The organism is Pseudonocardia kujensis, from assembly GCF_021283305.1.
Classification (GTDB): domain Bacteria; phylum Actinomycetota; class Actinomycetes; order Mycobacteriales; family Pseudonocardiaceae; genus Pseudonocardia; species Pseudonocardia kujensis.
On sequence record NZ_JAJSOK010000074.1, the window covers coordinates 19,423 to 36,933 of the forward strand.

The 17,511-nt window shown below is 75.6% G+C and carries 17 protein-coding genes and 1 pseudogene; 7 read left to right on the forward strand and 11 right to left on the reverse strand.

Annotated features, from left to right (window positions below):
* The first annotated feature begins 74 nt into the window (after positions 1 to 74).
* On the forward strand, positions 75 to 251 hold the full coding sequence (locus tag LWC35_RS32835) for a hypothetical protein (RefSeq protein WP_232874378.1): 177 nt from the start codon (positions 75 to 77) through the stop codon (positions 249 to 251).
* 193 nt (positions 252 to 444) lie between these two features.
* Here LWC35_RS32835 and LWC35_RS32840 read toward each other — a convergent pair whose 3' ends face one another.
* From LWC35_RS32840 to LWC35_RS32855, 4 genes are all read right to left on the reverse strand, one after another.
* On the reverse strand, positions 445 to 1,134 hold the full coding sequence (locus LWC35_RS32840) for a response regulator (RefSeq protein ID WP_232874379.1): 690 nt from the start codon (positions 1,132 to 1,134) through the stop codon (positions 445 to 447).
* A 1-nt stretch (position 1,135) separates the two neighbouring features.
* Complete coding sequence (locus LWC35_RS32845; RefSeq protein WP_308194723.1) at positions 1,136 to 2,344, reverse strand: sensor histidine kinase; 1,209 nt, start codon at positions 2,342 to 2,344, stop codon at positions 1,136 to 1,138.
* A 193-nt stretch (positions 2,345 to 2,537) separates the two neighbouring features.
* A complete protein-coding gene (locus tag LWC35_RS32850) occupies positions 2,538 to 3,272 on the reverse strand; it encodes a phosphoglyceromutase (protein ID WP_372463144.1) in 735 nt (244 codons plus the stop codon).
* 41 nt (positions 3,273 to 3,313) lie between these two features.
* Positions 3,314 to 3,817, reverse strand: coding sequence for a MarR family winged helix-turn-helix transcriptional regulator (locus tag LWC35_RS32855; RefSeq protein WP_232874380.1), 504 nt, complete (start codon positions 3,815 to 3,817; stop codon positions 3,314 to 3,316).
* Positions 3,818 to 3,901: 84 nt separating this feature from the next.
* Here LWC35_RS32855 and LWC35_RS32860 point away from each other — a divergent pair, with 84 nt between their 5' ends.
* A complete protein-coding gene (locus tag LWC35_RS32860) occupies positions 3,902 to 4,402 on the forward strand; it encodes a VOC family protein (protein WP_232874381.1) in 501 nt (166 codons plus the stop codon).
* 4 nt (positions 4,403 to 4,406) lie between these two features.
* Here the strand turns inward: LWC35_RS32860 and LWC35_RS32865 are convergent, their stop codons facing one another.
* The 6 genes from LWC35_RS32865 to LWC35_RS39835 form a co-directional block, all read right to left on the reverse strand.
* Positions 4,407 to 5,168, reverse strand: a complete 762-nt coding sequence (locus tag LWC35_RS32865; protein ID WP_232874382.1) for a GntR family transcriptional regulator — start codon at positions 5,166 to 5,168, stop codon at positions 4,407 to 4,409.
* 71 nt (positions 5,169 to 5,239) lie between these two features.
* Positions 5,240 to 6,211 carry a DUF4349 domain-containing protein gene (locus tag LWC35_RS32870; protein ID WP_232874383.1) on the reverse strand — a complete coding sequence of 324 codons (972 nt, stop codon included), beginning with the start codon at positions 6,209 to 6,211 and terminating at the stop codon, positions 5,240 to 5,242.
* A gap of 199 nt (positions 6,212 to 6,410) precedes the next feature.
* Complete coding sequence (locus LWC35_RS32875; RefSeq protein ID WP_232874394.1) at positions 6,411 to 6,881, reverse strand: type III secretion system chaperone family protein; 471 nt, start codon at positions 6,879 to 6,881, stop codon at positions 6,411 to 6,413.
* A gap of 47 nt (positions 6,882 to 6,928) precedes the next feature.
* The gene (mshA, locus tag LWC35_RS32880) at positions 6,929 to 8,248 is read right to left on the reverse strand and encodes a D-inositol-3-phosphate glycosyltransferase (RefSeq protein ID WP_232874384.1); all 1,320 of its coding nucleotides are present in this window, start codon (positions 8,246 to 8,248) and stop codon (positions 6,929 to 6,931) included.
* Between the two features lie 30 nt (positions 8,249 to 8,278).
* The gene (locus LWC35_RS32885; RefSeq protein WP_232874385.1) at positions 8,279 to 11,161 is read right to left on the reverse strand and encodes a sacsin N-terminal ATP-binding-like domain-containing protein; all 2,883 of its coding nucleotides are present in this window, start codon (positions 11,159 to 11,161) and stop codon (positions 8,279 to 8,281) included.
* Between the two features lie 20 nt (positions 11,162 to 11,181).
* Entirely contained in the window at positions 11,182 to 12,378 is a 1,197-nt protein-coding gene (locus tag LWC35_RS39835; RefSeq protein WP_269805211.1) for a DUF3027 domain-containing protein, read from the reverse strand.
* 70 nt (positions 12,379 to 12,448) lie between these two features.
* Between LWC35_RS39835 and LWC35_RS32895 the strand changes: the two genes are divergently transcribed.
* From LWC35_RS32895 to LWC35_RS32915, 5 genes and pseudogenes are all read left to right on the forward strand, one after another.
* The gene (locus LWC35_RS32895; protein WP_232874386.1) at positions 12,449 to 13,255 is read left to right on the forward strand and encodes a glutaminyl-peptide cyclotransferase; all 807 of its coding nucleotides are present in this window, start codon (positions 12,449 to 12,451) and stop codon (positions 13,253 to 13,255) included.
* Positions 13,256 to 13,318: 63 nt separating this feature from the next.
* Entirely contained in the window at positions 13,319 to 15,151 is a 1,833-nt protein-coding gene (locus LWC35_RS32900; RefSeq protein WP_232874387.1) for an MFS transporter, read from the forward strand.
* A gap of 9 nt (positions 15,152 to 15,160) precedes the next feature.
* Positions 15,161 to 15,646 carry a DUF2771 family protein gene (locus tag LWC35_RS32905; RefSeq protein ID WP_232874388.1) on the forward strand — a complete coding sequence of 162 codons (486 nt, stop codon included), beginning with the start codon at positions 15,161 to 15,163 and terminating at the stop codon, positions 15,644 to 15,646.
* A gap of 456 nt (positions 15,647 to 16,102) precedes the next feature.
* Positions 16,103 to 16,411: pseudogene (locus LWC35_RS32910) on the forward strand (endo alpha-1,4 polygalactosaminidase); the annotation flags it as partial.
* Between the two features lie 9 nt (positions 16,412 to 16,420).
* Positions 16,421 to 16,753 carry an EthD family reductase gene (locus LWC35_RS32915; protein ID WP_232874390.1) on the forward strand — a complete coding sequence of 111 codons (333 nt, stop codon included), beginning with the start codon at positions 16,421 to 16,423 and terminating at the stop codon, positions 16,751 to 16,753.
* A gap of 63 nt (positions 16,754 to 16,816) precedes the next feature.
* On the opposite strand, the gene LWC35_RS32920 is transcribed toward LWC35_RS32915, so the two are convergent.
* Positions 16,817 to 17,203, reverse strand: a complete 387-nt coding sequence (locus tag LWC35_RS32920; RefSeq protein WP_232874395.1) for a cold-shock protein — start codon at positions 17,201 to 17,203, stop codon at positions 16,817 to 16,819.
* Positions 17,204 to 17,511: the final 308 nt, after the last annotated feature.

Below are 17,511 nucleotides of genomic sequence, written 5' to 3' on the forward strand. Positions count from 1 at the left end.
GGTGGCCGCCGCTCGAGGATGGTTCGCGCTTCCACGGCCACAACAGGCACCCCTACCACCGTGCCTTCTACGGTGTGCGCACCGTCAAGGTGGCGGTGAAGAAGCTCGCCAGCGAAGAAGGCTCCACTTTCCCCCCATCGACCACCACCCACGATCTTCGGCATCACTACGCGAGCGTCCTACCGGCCGGCGGCGAGTCCGTCGTCGCCGTGGCAGGCATCTCCGCCACGACGACGCCAGCATGGTCCTGAAGGTCTACGGACACCTCGTGCCCGACTCGGAAGACCGCACCCGCAAGATCATCGATGCGGCCTGGTCGGCGACCTCGACCGAAGTGACCTCGGTGGCACGCGGTGATCCTCTGACGGACTCCACGCGGACCGAGAGGGGCAGTCCTGATGGCAGAGGCTTCACAGCTGCGTGAACAGCCCGCCAGAGCCCTCCTCAGCTCTCGAACTTGTACCCCAACCCTCGCACCGTGACGAGGTGCTGCGGCGCGCTGGGGTCCTTCTCCACCTTGGCGCGCAGGCGCTTGACGTGGACGTCGAGGGTCTTGGTGTCGCCGACGTAGTCCGCACCCCACACCCGGTCGATGAGCTGACCACGGGTGAGCACCCGGCCGGCGTTGCGCAGCAGGTACTCGAGGAGGTCGAACTCCTTGAGCGGCAGCGCGACGTCCGCACCGTCGACGGACACCACGTGCCGCTCGACGTCCATGCGCACCGGGCCCGCCTCGAGCACGCCCGCGCCGTCGGCGTCGGCGGAGCCGCCCTCGCCGCCGCGGCGGAGGACGGCCCGCACCCGGGCGATCAGCTCGCGGGCGGAGTAGGGCTTGGTCACGTAGTCGTCGGCGCCGAGCTCGAGCCCGACGACCTTGTCGATCTCGCTGTCCCGCGCGGTCACCATGATCACGGGGACCGCCGAGCGGGAGCGCAGGGCCTTGCACACGTCCGTGCCGCTCATGCCCGGGAGCATGAGGTCGAGCAGCACGATGTCGGCGCCGTTGCGGTCGAACTCCTCCAGCGCCTCCTGGCCGGTCGTGGCGACAGCGGCGGTGAAGCCCTCCTTGCGCAGCAGGAACGCGAGCGGGTCGGCGAAGGACTCCTCGTCCTCGACGATCAGCACCCTGGTCATCTCATCCTCCAGCTCGGCCGGTCGCTCCGGCCGGGTCTCGGTCGGGGGCCGGTTCCGCCGCGTGGTCCTCCGGGGTGGAGGCCGGCGCGGCGGCACCGGTGGCGGGGAGCCGCATGGTGAAGGTCGATCCGGTGCCGGGGCGGCTCCACAGCCGCACCTCGCCACCGTGGTTCGCGAGGACGTGCTTGACGATCGCGAGGCCGAGCCCGGTCCCGCCGGTCGCGCGGGAGCGGGCCGGGTCGACCCGGAAGAACCGCTCGAACACGCGGACCTGGTGCTCCGGGGCGATGCCGATGCCGCGGTCGGTCACGGCGATCTCCACCCAGCCCGCCTCGAGCCGGCGCGACACCGAGACCGACGCGTCGGGCGGCGAGTAGGCGATGGCGTTCTCGAGGAGGTTCGACAGGGCCGTGACCAGCAGCGTCCGGTCGCCCGCCACCTCCAGGCCGGAGGGCTCGTCGACGGTGATGTCGATGCCGGCCGACTCGGCGGACAGACGGGAGCGACCGAGGGCCTCGTCGACGACGTCGTCGACGTCCACGTCCTCGAGGTCGGGCAGCGCCTCGGCCCCGGTCAGCCGGGACAGCGCGATCAGCTCGGTGACGAGCGCACCGAGCCGGGTCGACTCGCGCAGGATCTTGCCCGCGAAGCGGTGGACGGACTCGGGGTCGTCGGCCGAGTCGAGCACCGCCTCGGCCAGCAGCCCGACCGCGCCGACCGGCGTCTTCAGCTCGTGGCTCACGTTGGCCACGAAGTCCCGCCGGGTGGCCTCCAGGCGCACGGCGTCGGACATGTCGGCGGCCTCGACGAGGGTGAACCCGTCGCCCAGCGGACGCACCACCGCGACGACGGCGGCGGGCTGGCGGCCGCGCACCTCCAGCGGGGCGAGGTCCACCTCGACGTCCGTGGAGCCCTCGAGCACCTTCTGGCAGGCCGCCCAGGCGCGCGGGTCGGGCCGCCCGGCCCGGACCACGCCGAGCTCGGCGGCCCGCCGGTTGTGCAGCACGACGTCGCCGCTGCCGGAGAGGACCGCGAGCCCGGACCCCGTCGACCGGAAAACGCGCTGGAGGAGCTCGGCCAGCGTCGGCACCCGCCGACCGTCCGGCCGGGGCCGGGCGGGCCGGGCGCGGCGCCTGCCGACCAGGACGCCGGCCCAGAGCCCGGCGGCGAGGGCGACGGCGACCAGCACGACGGACGCCACTGCGTTCACCCCGGCATCGTAGGCAGCCCGACCAGGGCCGACGCCAGCTCCACCGGCCCCGAGTGAGGCGCCTGACTACCCGGACGAGGAGTTTTCCGCCCCCGTTCACGGGCCGTTCACCCCGCAGCCGGGCGACGCGTTCGGTCCCGGTGTCCGCTCCGCGAGCTCCGCTCAGCTCCGAGGTTCGCTCCGCGAGCTCCGCTCAGCGACCCTGGTTCGCGACGCCCCTGATGGCCTCCTCGGCGGCGGCCGGGTCGAGGTACTCACCGCCGGGCACCGTGGGCTTCAGGTCGTCGTCGAGCTCGTAACGCAAGGGGATCCCGGTGGGGATGTTGAGCCCGGCGATGTCGGTGTCGGAGATGCCGTCGAGCTCCTTGACCAGCGCCCGCAGCGAGTTGCCGTGGGCGGCGACGAGCACGACCTTGCCCGCGCGCAGGTCCGGGACGATCGCCTCGTCCCAGTACGGCAGCATCCGCGCCACCACGTCGGCGAGGCACTCGGTCAGCGGCGCCTGGATGCCGGCGTAGCGGGCGTCGCCGTCCTGCGACCACTCCGAGCCCTTCTCGATCGGCGGCGGCGGGGTGTCGTAGGAGCGGCGCCAGACCATGAACTGCTCGTCGCCGAACTCCTCGCGGATCTGCTTCTTGTCCTTGCCCTGCAGGGCGCCGTAGTGCCGCTCGTTGAGCCGCCAGTCGCGGCGCACGGGGATCCAGTGCCGGTCGGCGACATCGAGCGCGAGGTTCGCGGTGTTGATCGCCCGGCGCAGCACCGAGGTGTGCACGACGTCCGGCAGCAGACCCTTCTCCTTCATCAGCTCGCCACCGCGGCGGGCCTCGGCCTCGCCGACCTCCGAGAGCGGGACGTCGACCCAGCCCGTGAAGAGGTTCCTCAGGTTCCAGTCGCTCTGACCGTGGCGCAGCAGCACGAGTGTGGGCATGCGCGACAGCTTGCCAAACGGGTGCGGGTCGGCGCTGTCGGTCAGCGCTGTCGCTCCGGGCACACCCCGGGCAGGGGCACGGCCTCCGGGTCGCGGGTGAGCCGGCCGAGCATCGCGCGGGAGATCTCCTCGAGCTGGGTGACCTGCTCGGGGGTGAGGGCGTCGAAGAGGTTCTCGCGCACGGTCCGGACGTGCCCCGGGGCCGCCGCGCGCAGCGCCGCGAAGCCCTCCTCGGTGAGCGTGCAGAAGGTGCTGCGCCGGTCGTCCGGGCAGGGGCGGCGGCAGACCCAGCCCTTGCGTTCCAGCCGGGTCACCGCGTGGCTGAGCCGGCTCTGGCTGCTCTGCGTGGCGGAGGCCAGCTCGCTCATCCGCAGTGTGTGCCCGGGGGCGTCGGAGAGCATGGCGAGGATCAGGTAGTACGCGTGGGGCATGCCCGACTCGCGTTGCAGCTGCCGGTCGAGCGCCCCGTCGAGCAGCGTCGTGGCCGCGACGTACGCCAGCCAGGCCCGCAGTTCGGCGGGTGAGAGCCAGCGGGTGTCGTCCATGTGGACCAGCCTACGCGGCATCGCTTGAACATTCATCTGTCCGCGGGCTACGGTGTGATTGAAATTTCACAGAAAGGTGGGGTCATGCCCGTCCAACGCCTGAACCACGCCGTGCTCTACGTCCGCGACGTCGACCGCAGCGTCGCCTTCTACACCGAGGCCCTCGGCTTCCGGGTCGTCGCCTCGGTGCCGGGGCGGGCGGCCTTCCTGCAGGCCGAGGGCTCGTCCAACGACCACGACCTCGGCCTGTTCGGCGTCGGCGCGACCGCCGGGGACACCACGGCCGGGCGCGGTGCCGTCGGCCTCTACCACCTCGCGTGGGAGGTCGACACGCTCGCGGAGCTCGACCGGATCCAGGGCGTGCTGCGCGAGCACGGCGCGCTCGTCGGCGCGTCGGACCACGGCAGCACCAAGGCGCTGTACGCGAAGGACCCGGACGGGCTGGAGTTCGAGGTCAGCTGGCTGGTCCCGGCGGAGCTGCTCGGCCCCGACACCGGGATGCGCACCGCGCCGCTGGACCTCGGGGCCGAGATCGCGCGCTACGGGGCGGCGACCCCGGGCGGGATCGGCGTGTCCGTCCGGTGAGCCCTCAGCTCGCCGGTGCCCCGACGAGGTAGCCGTCCCGGGCGCTGAACTGCGCGGTCAGCGTGAACCGGTCGCCGCGGACGAGCGTGTGCCGCCACTCCACGGGCCGCCCACCCGCGCTGCCGAGGCGCTCGATGGCCAGCGCCGCCACGCCGGCGTCGACCCCGAGCAGGCGCCGCTCCTCGGCCGTCGGCACGACCGCGCGGATGTTCTCGCGACCGCCCGCGACCCGCAGCCCGCAGAGCCGCTCGAGCTCCGGGTAGACACCGGTGTGCGTGAAGTCGACGTCGAGCAGCGGGCCGGCCACGTCCTCCGGCAGCCACACCCGGTCGACGGCCAGCGGCTCGCCCTCGGCGAGCCGGAGCCGCTCGAGGTGCACCAGGGGCGTGGACTCCTCCAGCCCCAGCCGGGCGGCGACGACCCCGTCCGCGCGGACGTCGAGCGTGCGGACGACGCTGCGCTGCTCCCGGCCGGTCGACTCGACGGCGGAGAAGAGGCTGTAGAGCGAGCCCAGCTGCTGCTCGATCTCCATCGGCGCGGCCAGCCGCGGTGCGCGGCCCCGGCCCGCGACGACGACGCCCTCCTCGCGCAGTCGCCGCAGCGCCTCGCGCACGGTGTGCCGGCTGACCCCGTACTCGGCGACCAGGGCGAGCTCGCCGGGGAAGGAGCGGTCGAACTCGTGGGCCTCGAGCCGGGTGCGCAGGTCCGCGAGGAGCTGCGCCCACAGCGGCTCGGTGCCCTTGCGCACCAGGGGCCGCGCGGCCATCGCGACCTCCTGGGGATCGACCGTCGGTGTAGGACCGAGGGTAACCCGCGGGTGACGCGACCCTGCGGGGCTCACCCCCCTGCGGCCGGCCCGGCCGGCGGTTGCGGCGTCCGGCGGCGGGCCCGGTACGTCCGGCGGCCGAGCAGGACGAGCCCGGCAAGCACCGCGACGACGGGCAGCATCGGGACCACGAAGCCGAGCGCGGCCAGCGAGACCCGACCGATCGCGCGCAGGCCCTCCCAGCCGACGGCCAGGCCGCCCAGGAAGCCCGACGGGCCGGGCACGGCCGCCGGCGGCACCGGCAGCAGCGCGATCTCGACGGTCGCCAGCGCCACGGAGTCCTGCAGGACCGCGAGCCGCCGCTGCAGCGACTCCAGGTCCGCCTCGCGCGCCGCCAGCTCCGACTCGATCGAGACGATCTCGCCGATCGTCGTCGCCCGGTCGAGGAGGGCGCGGACCCGCGCGACGCTCGCCCGCTGCGCCGCCACCCGGCCCTCCAGGTCCGCGACCGGGGCGCTGACGTCCTCGGCCCGGCTCGTCCGGGAGGTGACCGTGCCGAGGCCGGCGAGCCGCTCGGTGAGGGCGTCGAGCCGGTCGGCCGGGACGCGCAGGGTGAAGCCGGCCGACCCGTTCCCGGCGTGCTCGTCGGCGACGAACCCGCCGGTCGCCGCGACCGCCGTGCGGACCTGCGCCGCGGCGGCCACGGGGTCGCCGACCTGCACCGTCAGCTCCGCGGTGCGGACGACGTCGCGGCCCGCGGCGACGTCGGCGAGCGGGGCCTGTCGTCCCGGCGGGGCGACGGGCGCGGCGACGCCGGCGGAATCGGTCGAGGGGGCGGAGCGGGCCACGCCGGGTCCCGGAGCCGCGGCCTCATCGCTCGACGAGGTCGCGCCGTCGGGCGCGATGCGCCCGTGCGCGGCAATCCCGGGATCCACCGCCCCGCTCGAGGAGGCGCCCGACCCCCGCAACGCCACCCCCGTCACGACCGACGCCGACGCCAGCACCACCAGACCCGCCGCCACCCGGACCGCCCACCTGCGCATCGCGCACCCCCTCCGTCGTCGGAGGGAGGACGGGCGCGAGCGGCGATCCGGTTGCCTCCGGACAAGGACGCACTATGGATCCACAACGCGACCAGAGGCCTCGACAACGGGCGTTATGGATCCATAACGCGTTCCGACGGCTCGACATCCAGCGTTATGGATCCATGACGCGTGGGGCAGGCCCGCGACCCCCGCAGGGTCAGTCGATGAGGTGCTCGAAGGCCTTGAGGTTGGCCAACGACTCGCCCCGCTCCGCGCGCCAGGCGTACTCGCGACGGATGGAGCTGGCGAAGCCGAGCTCGAGGAAGGTGTTGAAGTCGCCGTCGGCGGCCTCGAGGACCTGGCCGAGGACCCGGTCGAGCTCGTCCGCGCCCACCGCGACGAAGGGGATGCGGCCGACGAGGTGGAGGTCGCCGACCCGGTCGAGTGCATAGTGCACGCCGTAGAGGCGGGCGTTGCGCTGCAGCATGAAGCGGTAGACGCCCTCGTGGTTCTCGTCGGGCTGACGACAGACGAACGCCTGCACGAAGACCGTCTGCTCGCGCACGACCAGCCAGGTGGGGGTGTTGAGCCGGTTCGTCCCCTCGAGCGTGACGAGGTACTGGCCCGCCTCCCGCCGGTGGTACCCGACCTCCAGCTCGTCGAGCGCCTTCCCGACGGCCGCGTCGATCCGTTCCGGGTCGAGCTGCGTGCCGCCGGTCTCGATCTTCTCCGTGCTCACGCCTCGATGATGCCCGCGACCAGCCGGTCCCGCAGGCGGGCCCGGTACTCGCGGGCGGCGTCGGCGTAGGTGGCCAGCAGGGCATCCGTGGTGCGCTCCCAGGAGAACTCCCGGGCGTGCGTCACGGCTCCGCGGGCGAGGCGTTCGCGGCGCGCGGGGTCCAGGGCGACGGCGGCCAGCGCGGAGGCCCACTGCCCGGCACCGTGACCGGGAACCAGCACCCCCGACCGTCCGTCGGCGACGGCCACGGGCAGGCCCCCGACGTCGGCCGCGACGACCGGCGTGCCACAGGCCTGTGCCTCCAGCGCCACCAGCCCGAAGGACTCGTTGTGGCTCGGCACGGCGATCACGTCCGCGGCCCGGTAGACCCGGCCGAGCGCGGGGCCGGCCTGCGGTGGCAGGAACCGCACGACGTCCGTGATCCCCAGGTGCGCCGCCAGCTCCTGCAGCGCGGTCGGCTCGGTCAGCCCGCTGCCCGACGGCCCGCCGACGACCAGCACGACCAGCCGCTCGCGCAGCGCGGGATCGCGGCGGAGCATCTCGGCGGCGGCGCGGAGCAGCACGTCCGGCGCCTTCAGCGGCTGGATGCGCCCGACGAAGCCCAGCACCACGGCGTCGTGCCGCAGCCCGAGCGCCTCCCGCGCCTCGCACCGGGAGGCGGGGCGGAAGCGGTCGAGGTCGACGCCGGGCGGGATGGCGACGGTGCGCAGCGGGTCGGCCTCGCACAGCTCGACGAGCTGGCGCACCTCGGTGTCGGTGTTGGCGACGAGCCGGTCCGCCTCCGCCACCACCTGGTCCTCGCCGATCACCCGGACCATCGGCTCGGGCTGGTCGCCCTCGGCGAGCGCGGCGTTCTTCACGCGGGCGAGGGTGTGCGCGCTGTGCACCAGCGGCACGCCCCAGCGGTCCCGGGCGAGCCAGCCGACCTGGCCGGACAGCCAGTAGTGGGAGTGGATCACGCCGTACCAGCCGGGCTCGTGGTGCGCCTCGGTGCGCAGCACGCCCGCGGTGAAGGCGCACAGCTGGCCGGGCAGGTCGTGCTTGCCGAGGCCCTCGAACGGCCCGGCCGCGATGTGCCGGACGAGCACCCCCGGGGCGAGCTCCGCGACCGGCGGCTGCTCCGACGACGTGGCCCGGGTGAAGATCTCCACCGGGATCCCGCGGGCCGCCATGCGGGTGGCGGTCTCGGAGATGTAGACGTTCATCCCGCCGGCGTCGCCCGTGCCGGGCTGCTCCAGCGGGGAGGTGTGGACCGAGAGGATGGCGACGCGTCCCCGGACCGGCGGGGGCCCGTACGCAGCGGCTCGGTTTCTCACATGCTTCTTCCTAGCACGAGACCGGTGCGCTCACCCGCCGTCGACGGTCCGTCCGGACAGGGCGACCAGCGCCCGCACGGGGTCCGCGGCGTGCACCCGTCCGGCCGCATCGATCCAGGTCGGGACGCTGCGGCGGCCGGCTTCCGGCCGGGTGAGGTCCACCTCGAGGGTGTCGTGCACCCACAGCTCGCCCGCCGGTACCGGCAGACCCGTTGTGCGGCAGGCCACCACCACCTCGGACAAAGCGGACCAGCGCACCGGCCGGCCCTCGCCGACGACCTCCCCCGCCACCACGTCCGAGGCGAGCGGCACGTCCAGGATCTCGGCGAGCGCCGTCGGTTCCCCGCCGACGACCAGGTCGTGCGCCGGCAGCACCGCCGCGGCGCACGGGGCGTCCAGCACGACCGCCGCGTCGACGTCGACGACCGTGCCCGCGAGCGAGCGGACGCGGTCGGGCAGGTGGAGGGCGTCGACCTCGACGGCCCCCTCGGCCACGGCCGCGGCCAGGGCGGCGTGGGCGTCGGCCGCGAGCGCGGCGTCGACGGTCCGCCGGGCGTCGGCGAGGCGGTCGAGCAGGTCCGCGGCGTCCTCCGTGGTCGCGACGGCCAGCTCCGCCCGCACGCCGATCGCCGCGAGCAGGCGCTCGTCGAGCTCGGCCGGGACCGGGTCGTAGAGGCCCGCGATCCGCTCCGCGCCCGGCAGCCGCCAGTGCCCGGGCCCGTACCCGCCGAGCACCGCGTGGCGGGCCAGCCACCAACCGGTGTAGCCGCCCTCCTCGAGCACGGCCGCCCGGGTCGCCGGGCTCCGGGCGAGCAGGGCGAGGGCGGCGGGCCAGGCGTCGTCGGCGACCAGGTCGAGGTCCCGGACCCCGGTGACGCGGGTCGGCTCGGCCCCCTCGTCCCACCACAGGTCCTCGTCGTGCAGGTCGTGGTCCGGCCCGGTCGGCTCCTCGTCGACCACGACCGCGAACCCGTCGAGCACCCCTGCCGCGACCAGCGCCTCCCGCGGGACCCGGGCGGCCCACGCGGGATCGAGGACACCGATCGGCGCCTCCTGGTCGAACAGCTCGCGGACCGCGGCGTCGGGGAGCATCAGCTCGTCGGCGCGCGACGGCAGCCCCTCGGCGTCGGGCAGCGCGAGGGCACCGAAACCCGGGGCCGCGGTGACGGCGAGCAGGCCGAGGACGGCCTCGGCGAGGGGCGCGGTGTCCAGGCCGGCGTCGGCGTCGTCGAGCGACCGCTCGACGGCCTCGCGCAGGGCGGGATGGTCGAGCAGCGCGGCCGGGTCGGTGGCGGTGGCGCCGAGCCGCTCCAGCAGCGGGTGGACGGCCTCCGGGTCGGCGACGTGCAGGCCGGGCAGGGCGAGCTCGGCGACCGCCCGGGTGCCGCCCTCGAGGTCGGCCCCCGGGAGCAGGACGCCGGGCGGCCCGGCGACCAGGCGTCCGTCGAGCAGCGGGACGGGCAGGGCGCGCAGCTCCTCGGACAACCCCGGCACGGTCTCGACGGCGGGGGCCAGGGCCGCGTACAGCTCCCGCCACCACCCCGGACCGCGCTCCACGCCGTGCAGCCGCTCGGCCAGCCCGGCCGTGTCGACGCGGCGCACGCCGAGCTCCCCGAGCGCCGCCGCGTGCCGGGGCTCGACGGCCGTGAGCCGGGCGAAGGCCGGATCGGCGTCCGCGAGGAGCGCGGGCAGGCCCGGTGTCCCCGGCAGGTCGAGCCACTCGGCGCGGCGCGGGACGAGGTCCTCGGCGGGTGCCGCGGGCGGTAGCCAGGCGCTCCCGGCCAGGGTGTCGACGACGGCGGCGCGGAGCCGGCCGTCGAGCTCGGAGAGCGGGAAACCGGGCGCGGGGACGAGGTCGAGCCGGCGCTCGGGCGCGACGGCGCGGACCAGGTCGAGGTAGGCCGCGGCGAGCACGGCGTCGGCCGTCGGGCCGGTCCGGACGCGGCGCCGGTCCGGGTCGAGCGGCAGGTCGGCGATCAGCCGCGCGGGCAGCCCGAGCCGCTCGACGGCTGCGGTCGGCGCGTGCAGGACCTCGCCGGAGTCCGGGCCGAAGGGGGCGGGGTGGCCCAGGACGTCGACCGGCAGCGCCCAGCAGACGCCGCGCTCGCGGCGGTGCCGCTCCTCGACCGCCGCGCCGGGCTCGGTCGTGACGCTGCTGCGGACCACGCGGTAGTGCCGGTCGCCGACCGTGGTGATCCCGTCGGCCTCCCGGCGGCGCAGCAGAACGCGCTCCCCGTCCGGCGGCACGACGACGACCTCGGCGAGGTCGGGCAGCGCGAGCAGCAGGTCCGGGGCGGCGGCGCGGGCGCGTTCCAGCAGGTCGGCGGGATCGAGCCCGGGGCGCACCGGGAGGCGGACCTCGGTGGCGTAACCCGGCGGCGGACCCGGCTCGTCGTGCTCGACGGGCCAGACCAGGCGCAGCACCGGCACGTGACCGCCGCGCCGGGCCAGCTCCGCGGCGGGGCCGGGCAGCTCCCGCACGGCCGCGGCGGTGTCGGCCGCGGAGAACCGCACACCGGCGCCGGTCCCGGTGACCAGGCGCGGGGCGTCGGAGACGGGGAGCACCGCCGCGAAGCCGACGCCGAAGCGGCCGGCCGCGCCGGGGTCGTCGCGCTTGGCGGAGGCGCGCAGCGACGCGAGCGCGGCGACCCCGTCGGCGTCGAGCGGGGCGCCGGTGTTCGCGACGCGCAGCTCCCCGGCGGCCGCGGTCAGGTGCAGGCGCCCGGGAACCCCGGCGGCGCGCGCGGCGTCGGCGGCGTTCTGGGCGAGCTCGACGAACCAGGTCTCGGCGTAGCCGCCGAGGACGAGGTCCTCCTCGGCGTTGGCGTCCTCGCGGAAGCGGGTGGGCGAGTCGGACCAGGCGGCGAGCAGCGCGGTGCGGAGCGCGCCGGTGCCGAACGGATCGGCGCCCACGCGCTCCGCCGTGGCCTCGGTCAGGAGGTCACGCCCTCGTCGGGGGCAGGGGTCGCGGTCCCGACGGCAGCGGGCCCGGCGGGCGCGCCGCTCCCGGCGCCGGTGGAGGTCTCGGCTGTCGCGCCGGCCGTGGCGTCGACGGCCTCGGTGGTCACCGTGGCGGCCTCGGCGACCGGCTCGTCCGGGGCCGCGACCTCCTCCACCGCGTCGTCCGCGTCGGTGACGGCTGCGTGAGCGCCGGGCGCCTCGGCGGCATCGGCCACGGCGGCGGGTGCATCCTCGGCCACCGGCGAGACGGGCTCCCCCTCCTCGGCGGGGGCCGCCTCCCCGACGACGACACCGGTGTCGGCGGCCTCCTCGGTCGCGGCCTCGGTGGCGGCCTCGGTGGCGGCCTCGGTGGCGGGCGCCGCCGCGGAGCCGGTGGGGATCCGCTCCAGGTCCACCCCGTCGTCGTAGACCAAGGCGGCGACGTGCACCGGCGAGCCCTGCTCCACCTTCAGCTCCGAGTGCGCCCCGCACCCGAACTCCACGGACACGACCGAGCCGTCGGCCGGCGAGTACTCGTTGGCGCACGCGCCGAACCCGGCACGCAGCGAGCCGGCGAGCGGGGTGAAGAACCCGCAGGTCCCGCACACCTCGGTGACGGCGCGGGCCAGGTCGGAGCCGGGGCCCCGGGCGTCGCGCCAGCGGTCGGCGGCCTCGAGCCGGCCCTCCCGGCTCAGCACGCGGGTGCGGCCGAGGCCGACCTCGACCGCCACCTCCTCGACGGCCGGGTCGTCCGACTCCACGTAGGCGGGCACGAGCCGGGAGTCGTCCGGGTCGGTCGGCAGCAGGTCGCCGGGGCCGAGGTCACCGGGACGGATCCGCTCCTGCCACGGCAGCCAGGCCGGCGCGACCAGCGCGTCCCGGCCCGGGAGCAGCACGACCTCGCTCACGGTCACCGGCCCGTCGGCGACGGCGGCGAGCGTGACCGACCAGCGCCAGCCGCGGTACCCCGCGAGGTCGGCGGCGAAGTGGTGGCTCACCGAGACCTCGTCCTCGACCGCGAACCCGAGGTGCTCGCCGACGGCGGCCGCACCGGCGCGTTCGCCGATGTCGGCCGACGCCTCCTCGACGGCGGCGGCACGGGCGCGCTCCACGGCCCCGGCCAGCGGGCCGGGCACCGCGGGCGCCGCCGCGGGGCTGGTCTCGGGGTCGATCCCGGTGATCGCGCTCATCGGTCGATTGTGCCACCCGCGCCCGGCGCGTCGGACCGCCGTCCCGCCACCCTGCGGCAGGATCGCGGCGATGCGCCGGGTGCTGCTGGGACTGGTCGCGGCGGTGGTCGCCGTGACCACGGCCGCGGCCGCCTGCGCCGCCGCGGCCCCGCCCGGCGGGCTCGCCTCCGCGCCGGCCGTCCGGCCCGTGGTGCTCGGCGAGGAGCCGCACGACCCGACCGCCTTCACCCAGGGCCTGGAGCTCTCCCCCGACGACCCCGGCACGCTCTACGAGGGCACCGGGCTGGCCGGCCGGTCCCAGCTCCGCGAGCTCGACGCCGCCACCGGCGCCGTCCGCCGCGCCGTCCCCCTGCCCGGCGGCCTGTTCGGCGAGGGGATCACCGTCGTGGGGCCGTCCATCTGGCAGCTCACCTGGCAGGACGGCGTGGCGCTGGAGTGGGACCGGGCCACGTTCACGCTGCGCCGGCAGGTCCCGATCGCGGGCGAGGGCTGGGGGCTGTGCGCCGAGCCGACGCCGGGGCCGGGCCGCCTCGTCCGCTCCGACGGCACCGACCGGCTGCGCTTCCACGACCCGGTCACCTTCGCCGAGACCGGCTCGGTCGCGGTGACGCTCGACGGTGCCCCCGTGACGGACCTCAACGAGCTGGAGTGCGTCGGCGGCGCGGTGTGGGCGAACGTGTGGCGCACCGACCGGATCGTGCGCATCGACCCGGCGACGGGCGCGGTGACCGCCGTCGTCGACGCGTCCGGGCTGCTCGACCCGGCCCGCCGTGCGGACACGGACGTGCTCAACGGCATCGCCCACCTCAGCGGCGACGAATACCTCCTCACGGGCAAGCTCTGGCCGGCCGCCTTCCGGGTCCGGCTACCAGGGTGACGCGTGACGCGATCACCGCACCGGAGGCCCGCGCGGGGCCGGTCCGGCGGGCAGAATGAGGGCATGGCGCGCGATCACCGGACCGGTTGGTGGGGCGGTCGCGCGCGGCGCTGGGCCACGGCCGACGGCGCCCCGTACCGGCGGCCCGAACCGGAACCGGCGCCGGAGGACGCGCAGGGACCGGCCCGGTCCGAACCTCCGCCCTACGTCCCGACGGTCCGTCGCCGCTACCCCTGGCACGACGACCCGGACTACGACCCCGCCGAGTACCGCCGCGAGGACCCCGCCGGGTACCGTCCCGAGCCGGAGCCGAACCGGTTCGCCGCGTGGATCGAGCAGGCGCCGGCCGAGCAGCCCGAGGAACCCGCACCGCCCCGCGCCCGGGAGCCCGAGGAGCCCGCGCGGACCGCCCCGACCCCGCCGACCCCGCCGCCCGAAGGGCCGGACGAAGGGCCGGACGAAGGGCCGGACGAAGGCGAGGAACGCGAGCCCGCCGGGACGACCGGGCCACGGACCCCGCCCTCCCCGCGGATGCCGAAGAAGCTCACGGTCACCCGGGTCGCCGCCCTGCGCAGCCGCCAGCTCACCGGCGCGGCGGTGAACACCTTCCGGCGGGCGGCCACGGCCGACGGCGCGGACCGCTCCGGCCTCACCTCGCTGACCTACGCCTCGATGATGGACTACGCGGTCGACGCCGCCGTGGCCGTCGCGCTGGCCAACACGCTCTTCTTCGCCGCGGCCACCGCGGAGAGCAAGACCAACGTCGCGCTCTACCTGTTGATCACCGTGGCACCGTTCGCCGTGGTCGCCCCGGTGATCGGGCCGCTGCTCGACCGGCTCCAGCGCGGACGGCGCGCGGCCCTGGCGGTGGCCATGCTCGGCCGGGCGCTGCTCGCCGTGGTCATGGCGCTGAACTACGACAACTGGATCCTCTACCCGGCCGCACTCGGCGCGATGGTGCTCAGCAAGTCGTTCACCGTGCTCAAGGCCGCGGTGACCCCGCGGGTGCTGCCCGAGGGCATCACCCTGGCCACCACGAACTCCCGCCTGACCACGTTCGGCCTGCTCGCCGGGGCGGTGTTCGGCGGCATCGCCAGCGGCGTGGCCTACCTGTTCGGCTCGCCGGGGGCGCTCTACTACACCGCCGCGCTCGGTGTGGTGGGCGCGCTGCTGTGCAGCCGCATCCCGCGCTGGGTGGAGGTGACCGCGGGCGAGGTGCCCGCCCGGCTGCGCAGCACCCGCCGGCCACGTCGCCGGCCGGTGGGCCGCTCGGTCGTGGTCGCACTGTGGGGCAACGGCGCGGCGCGCGTCGTCACCGGCTTCCTGACGCTGTTCGTGGCGTTCGTCGTCAAGGAGCAGGCGCAGGGCGACGCGGCGCAGCAGCTGTACCTGATCGGCATCGTCGGTGCGGCGGCCGGCGCCGGGTCCTTCCTCGGCAACGGGGTGGGCTCGCGGATCCACTTCGGGCGCGCCGAGGCGATGGTGATCGGCTGCGTGGCGGGTGCCTGCGCGGCCGCCGCGGTGGCGGCCGTGCTCCCCGGCATCCTCACCGCCGCGATCGTGGGCCTCGTCGGGGCCACGGGCAGTGCGCTCGCCAAGGTCTGCCTCGACGCGGTGATCCAGCGCGACCTGCCCGAGGAGTCCCGGGCGTCGGCCTTCGGCCGGTCGGAGACCGTGCTGCAGCTGGCCTGGGTGTTCGGCGGCGCGCTGGGTGTCCTGCTGCCGCACAGCGGGTTCCGGCTCGGCTTCGGAGTGGTGGCCGCCGTCGTCGCGGTCGTCGGCGTCCAGGCGGCGCTGGTGTGGCGGGGCCGGACGCTGGTCCCGGGCCTGGGCCTGCGCGAGCCGCTGCCGGAGCGGCGGCCCGCCCCGTCGGAGGCCGCGTCGGGGGCTCCGTAGGCTGTGGGCGTGTCCCGGACCCGCCGGAGCCTGCTCGCCGCCCTCGTCGTGACCGCCACCCTTGCGCTGGCCGGGTGCGGGAGCGACGAGAAACCGCAGGTCACGTGGACGGCCGGGCAGGCCTCTCAGACCATCGGGCCCGCACAGTTCTGCGACGTCAAGATGAAGGACTGCAGCAACGACCAGGCCGCCCAGGCCCGGCTCGCCGTCCCGGTCGGGACGGCCGTCGAGGTGACCGTGCCCGAGGAGGTCTCGGACGCGCCCTGGTCCGTCGTCTTCTCCTACACGGGCCCGGACGGGCAGCGCACGGACGGGCGCAGCCCGGTGTTCGCCCCGAAGGCCCGGACCAGCTACACGCTGACCCTGCCGGAGCCGGGCGACGTGCTCGGCACGGCCCAGGTGCAGCTGCTCGGCGCGGCACCCGTGGCCAACCCCGACACCGGCGAGCTGGACTACCCCGCCCGCGCGACCTGGGTACTCGTCGCCCAGCAGTGAGCCGGGCGCAACGCGCCCGCCTCACCCGTCCGGCTCCGTCCCCAACCTCCGTGCGCTCTGCTGTCGCGCCGGTTCGCCCACCACGGCTGTCCACGCGGCCGGGGCCCGGCGGCACCTCGTGCACGGGACGCCCGCCGGGATGGGCGAGACCGCCCGTTCGTGGATGGTCCACGTCGGGGTCACCCACGGCCACGTCACCGACGGTGGGCTCCCGACCCCGTGGGACGGGTTGCGCGCCCGGCCGGATCGGCGGTCGTGGCGTGAGCGCACCCGTCGGAGAAGGGGCGGCGCTGGTGCGGGTGCTGCGCAGGCTGGCGGGCGTCGCGGCCTCGATCGCGGTGTCGGCGGCGTGCTCGACCGGCGCGGAGCCCACCCCGGAGGCGACCCCCGAGTCCGCGTCGGAGTCGGGGGCGGGCGGCCACACCCGCTGGCAGTACGAGCGACGTCCGCCGCGTCGACCTGCTCGAGCCCTTCCTGGCGAGCCGCTTCGACCTGTGCCGGGACAAGGGGTGCGACGGCGTGGAGGCCGACGACGTCGACGGCTGGGCCGACGACTCGGGCTTCGACCTGACCGCGGAGGACCAGCCGACCTCCAACCGGCTCGTCGCCCGGCTCGCGCACGAACGGTCGCTGACGATCGGGCTGAAGAACGACCTCGACCAGGTGGCCGAGCTGGTTCGAGTCCATCCGCGAGCCCCGCGACGTGACGGTGCCACGGGAGCCCTGCCCGTGAGACCACTGCCCCTGACGCCGAACGTCTGTTAAGCAGAGGACATGTACACCCTCTACGCGTTCTGGTCGGCACCGCAGCCGCAGGACGAGACGGCCTTCGAGGAGTACTACGCGGCCACGCACGTGCCGCGCGCCTCCGCCGTCCCCCACCTGTCCTCGATCGTCACCACACGCACCGCGGACGGGCTGGAGGGCGGCGAGCCCGCCACCTACCGCATCGCGATCATGAGCTTCCCGGACAAGGCCGCGTACGAGGAGAGCACGAAGTCCCCGGAGTGGGCGGCGATGCGGCAGTGTGCGGGGGACATCATCGAGCGGTTCGGCGTGAGCCTCACCGTGTCCCTCGGCCAGCCCGTGGAGGGCACCCCCGGCTGAGCGGCCCGTGCGCGGCGGGTGGGTGCTCCGGCACCACCCGGCCGTGCACGGCGGTCGGCCGGCTCAGCCGTCCAGATCCCGGGCCACGGCCCGCACCACCTCGGCCGCGAGCTTGCTCGTCTTGCGGTCGGGGTAGCGGCCGCGGCGCAGGTCGGGCTGCACCCGCGAGTCCAGCAGCTTGATCATGTCCTCGATGAGGCCGTGCAGTTCCTCGGCCGGGCGACGCTTGGCCTCGACGACCGAGTGCTGCGACTCGACCAGGCGCACGGACAGTGCCTGCGGACCGCGTCTGCCCTCGGCCATGCCGAACTCGACCCGCTGCCCGGCCTTGAGCGCGTCGACGCCCGCAGGCAGCGAGGCCTTCCGGACGTAGACGTCCTCGCCCCCGTCCTGGGAGAGGAAACCGAAGCCCTTCTCGGCGTCGTACCACTTGACCCTGCCGGTCGGCACCCTGCTCACCCGTTCCTCGTCCGGTACCGCACAATCCCCGCCGTACGCCCCGCGCACGACGAACGCGCCCCGGGTTCCCTGGTCCGCCGCACACGGGTGGTGGGCTCGCCGAGCGACACCGGGACGCGCTACGGCACAGCCTAGTCGCGCGGACCGTGCCGCGCACCGTCGTTCGCCGCCCCGCTCAGGCGGTGCGGACGGACGCCGCCTCGTGGAGGTCGAGGATGTCGACGGACTTCTCCCGCATCTCGACCTTGCGGACCTTGCCGGTCACGGTCATCGGGAACTCGTCGACCACCAGCACATAC

Bases quoted from the DNA above. Each gene is read 5' to 3' on its own strand.
- LWC35_RS32840 (WP_232874379.1), bottom strand. From the start codon at position 1,134: ATGACCAGGGTGCTGATCGTCGAGGACGAGGAGTCCTTCGCCGACCCG.
- LWC35_RS32850 (WP_372463144.1), bottom strand. From the start codon at position 3,272: ATGCCCACACTCGTGCTGCTGCGCCACGGTCAGAGCGACTGGAACCTG.
- LWC35_RS32855 (WP_232874380.1), bottom strand. From the start codon at position 3,817: ATGGACGACACCCGCTGGCTCTCACCCGCCGAACTGCGGGCCTGGCTG.
- LWC35_RS32860 (WP_232874381.1), top strand. From the start codon at position 3,902: ATGCCCGTCCAACGCCTGAACCACGCCGTGCTCTACGTCCGCGACGTC.
- LWC35_RS32865 (WP_232874382.1), bottom strand. From the start codon at position 5,168: ATGGCCGCGCGGCCCCTGGTGCGCAAGGGCACCGAGCCGCTGTGGGCG.
- LWC35_RS32870 (WP_232874383.1), bottom strand. From the start codon at position 6,211: ATGCGCAGGTGGGCGGTCCGGGTGGCGGCGGGTCTGGTGGTGCTGGCG.
- LWC35_RS39835 (WP_269805211.1), bottom strand. From the start codon at position 12,378: ATGAGCGCGATCACCGGGATCGACCCCGAGACCAGCCCCGCGGCGGCG.
- LWC35_RS32895 (WP_232874386.1), top strand. From the start codon at position 12,449: ATGCGCCGGGTGCTGCTGGGACTGGTCGCGGCGGTGGTCGCCGTGACC.
- LWC35_RS32900 (WP_232874387.1), top strand. From the start codon at position 13,319: ATGGCGCGCGATCACCGGACCGGTTGGTGGGGCGGTCGCGCGCGGCGC.
- LWC35_RS32915 (WP_232874390.1), top strand. From the start codon at position 16,421: ATGTACACCCTCTACGCGTTCTGGTCGGCACCGCAGCCGCAGGACGAG.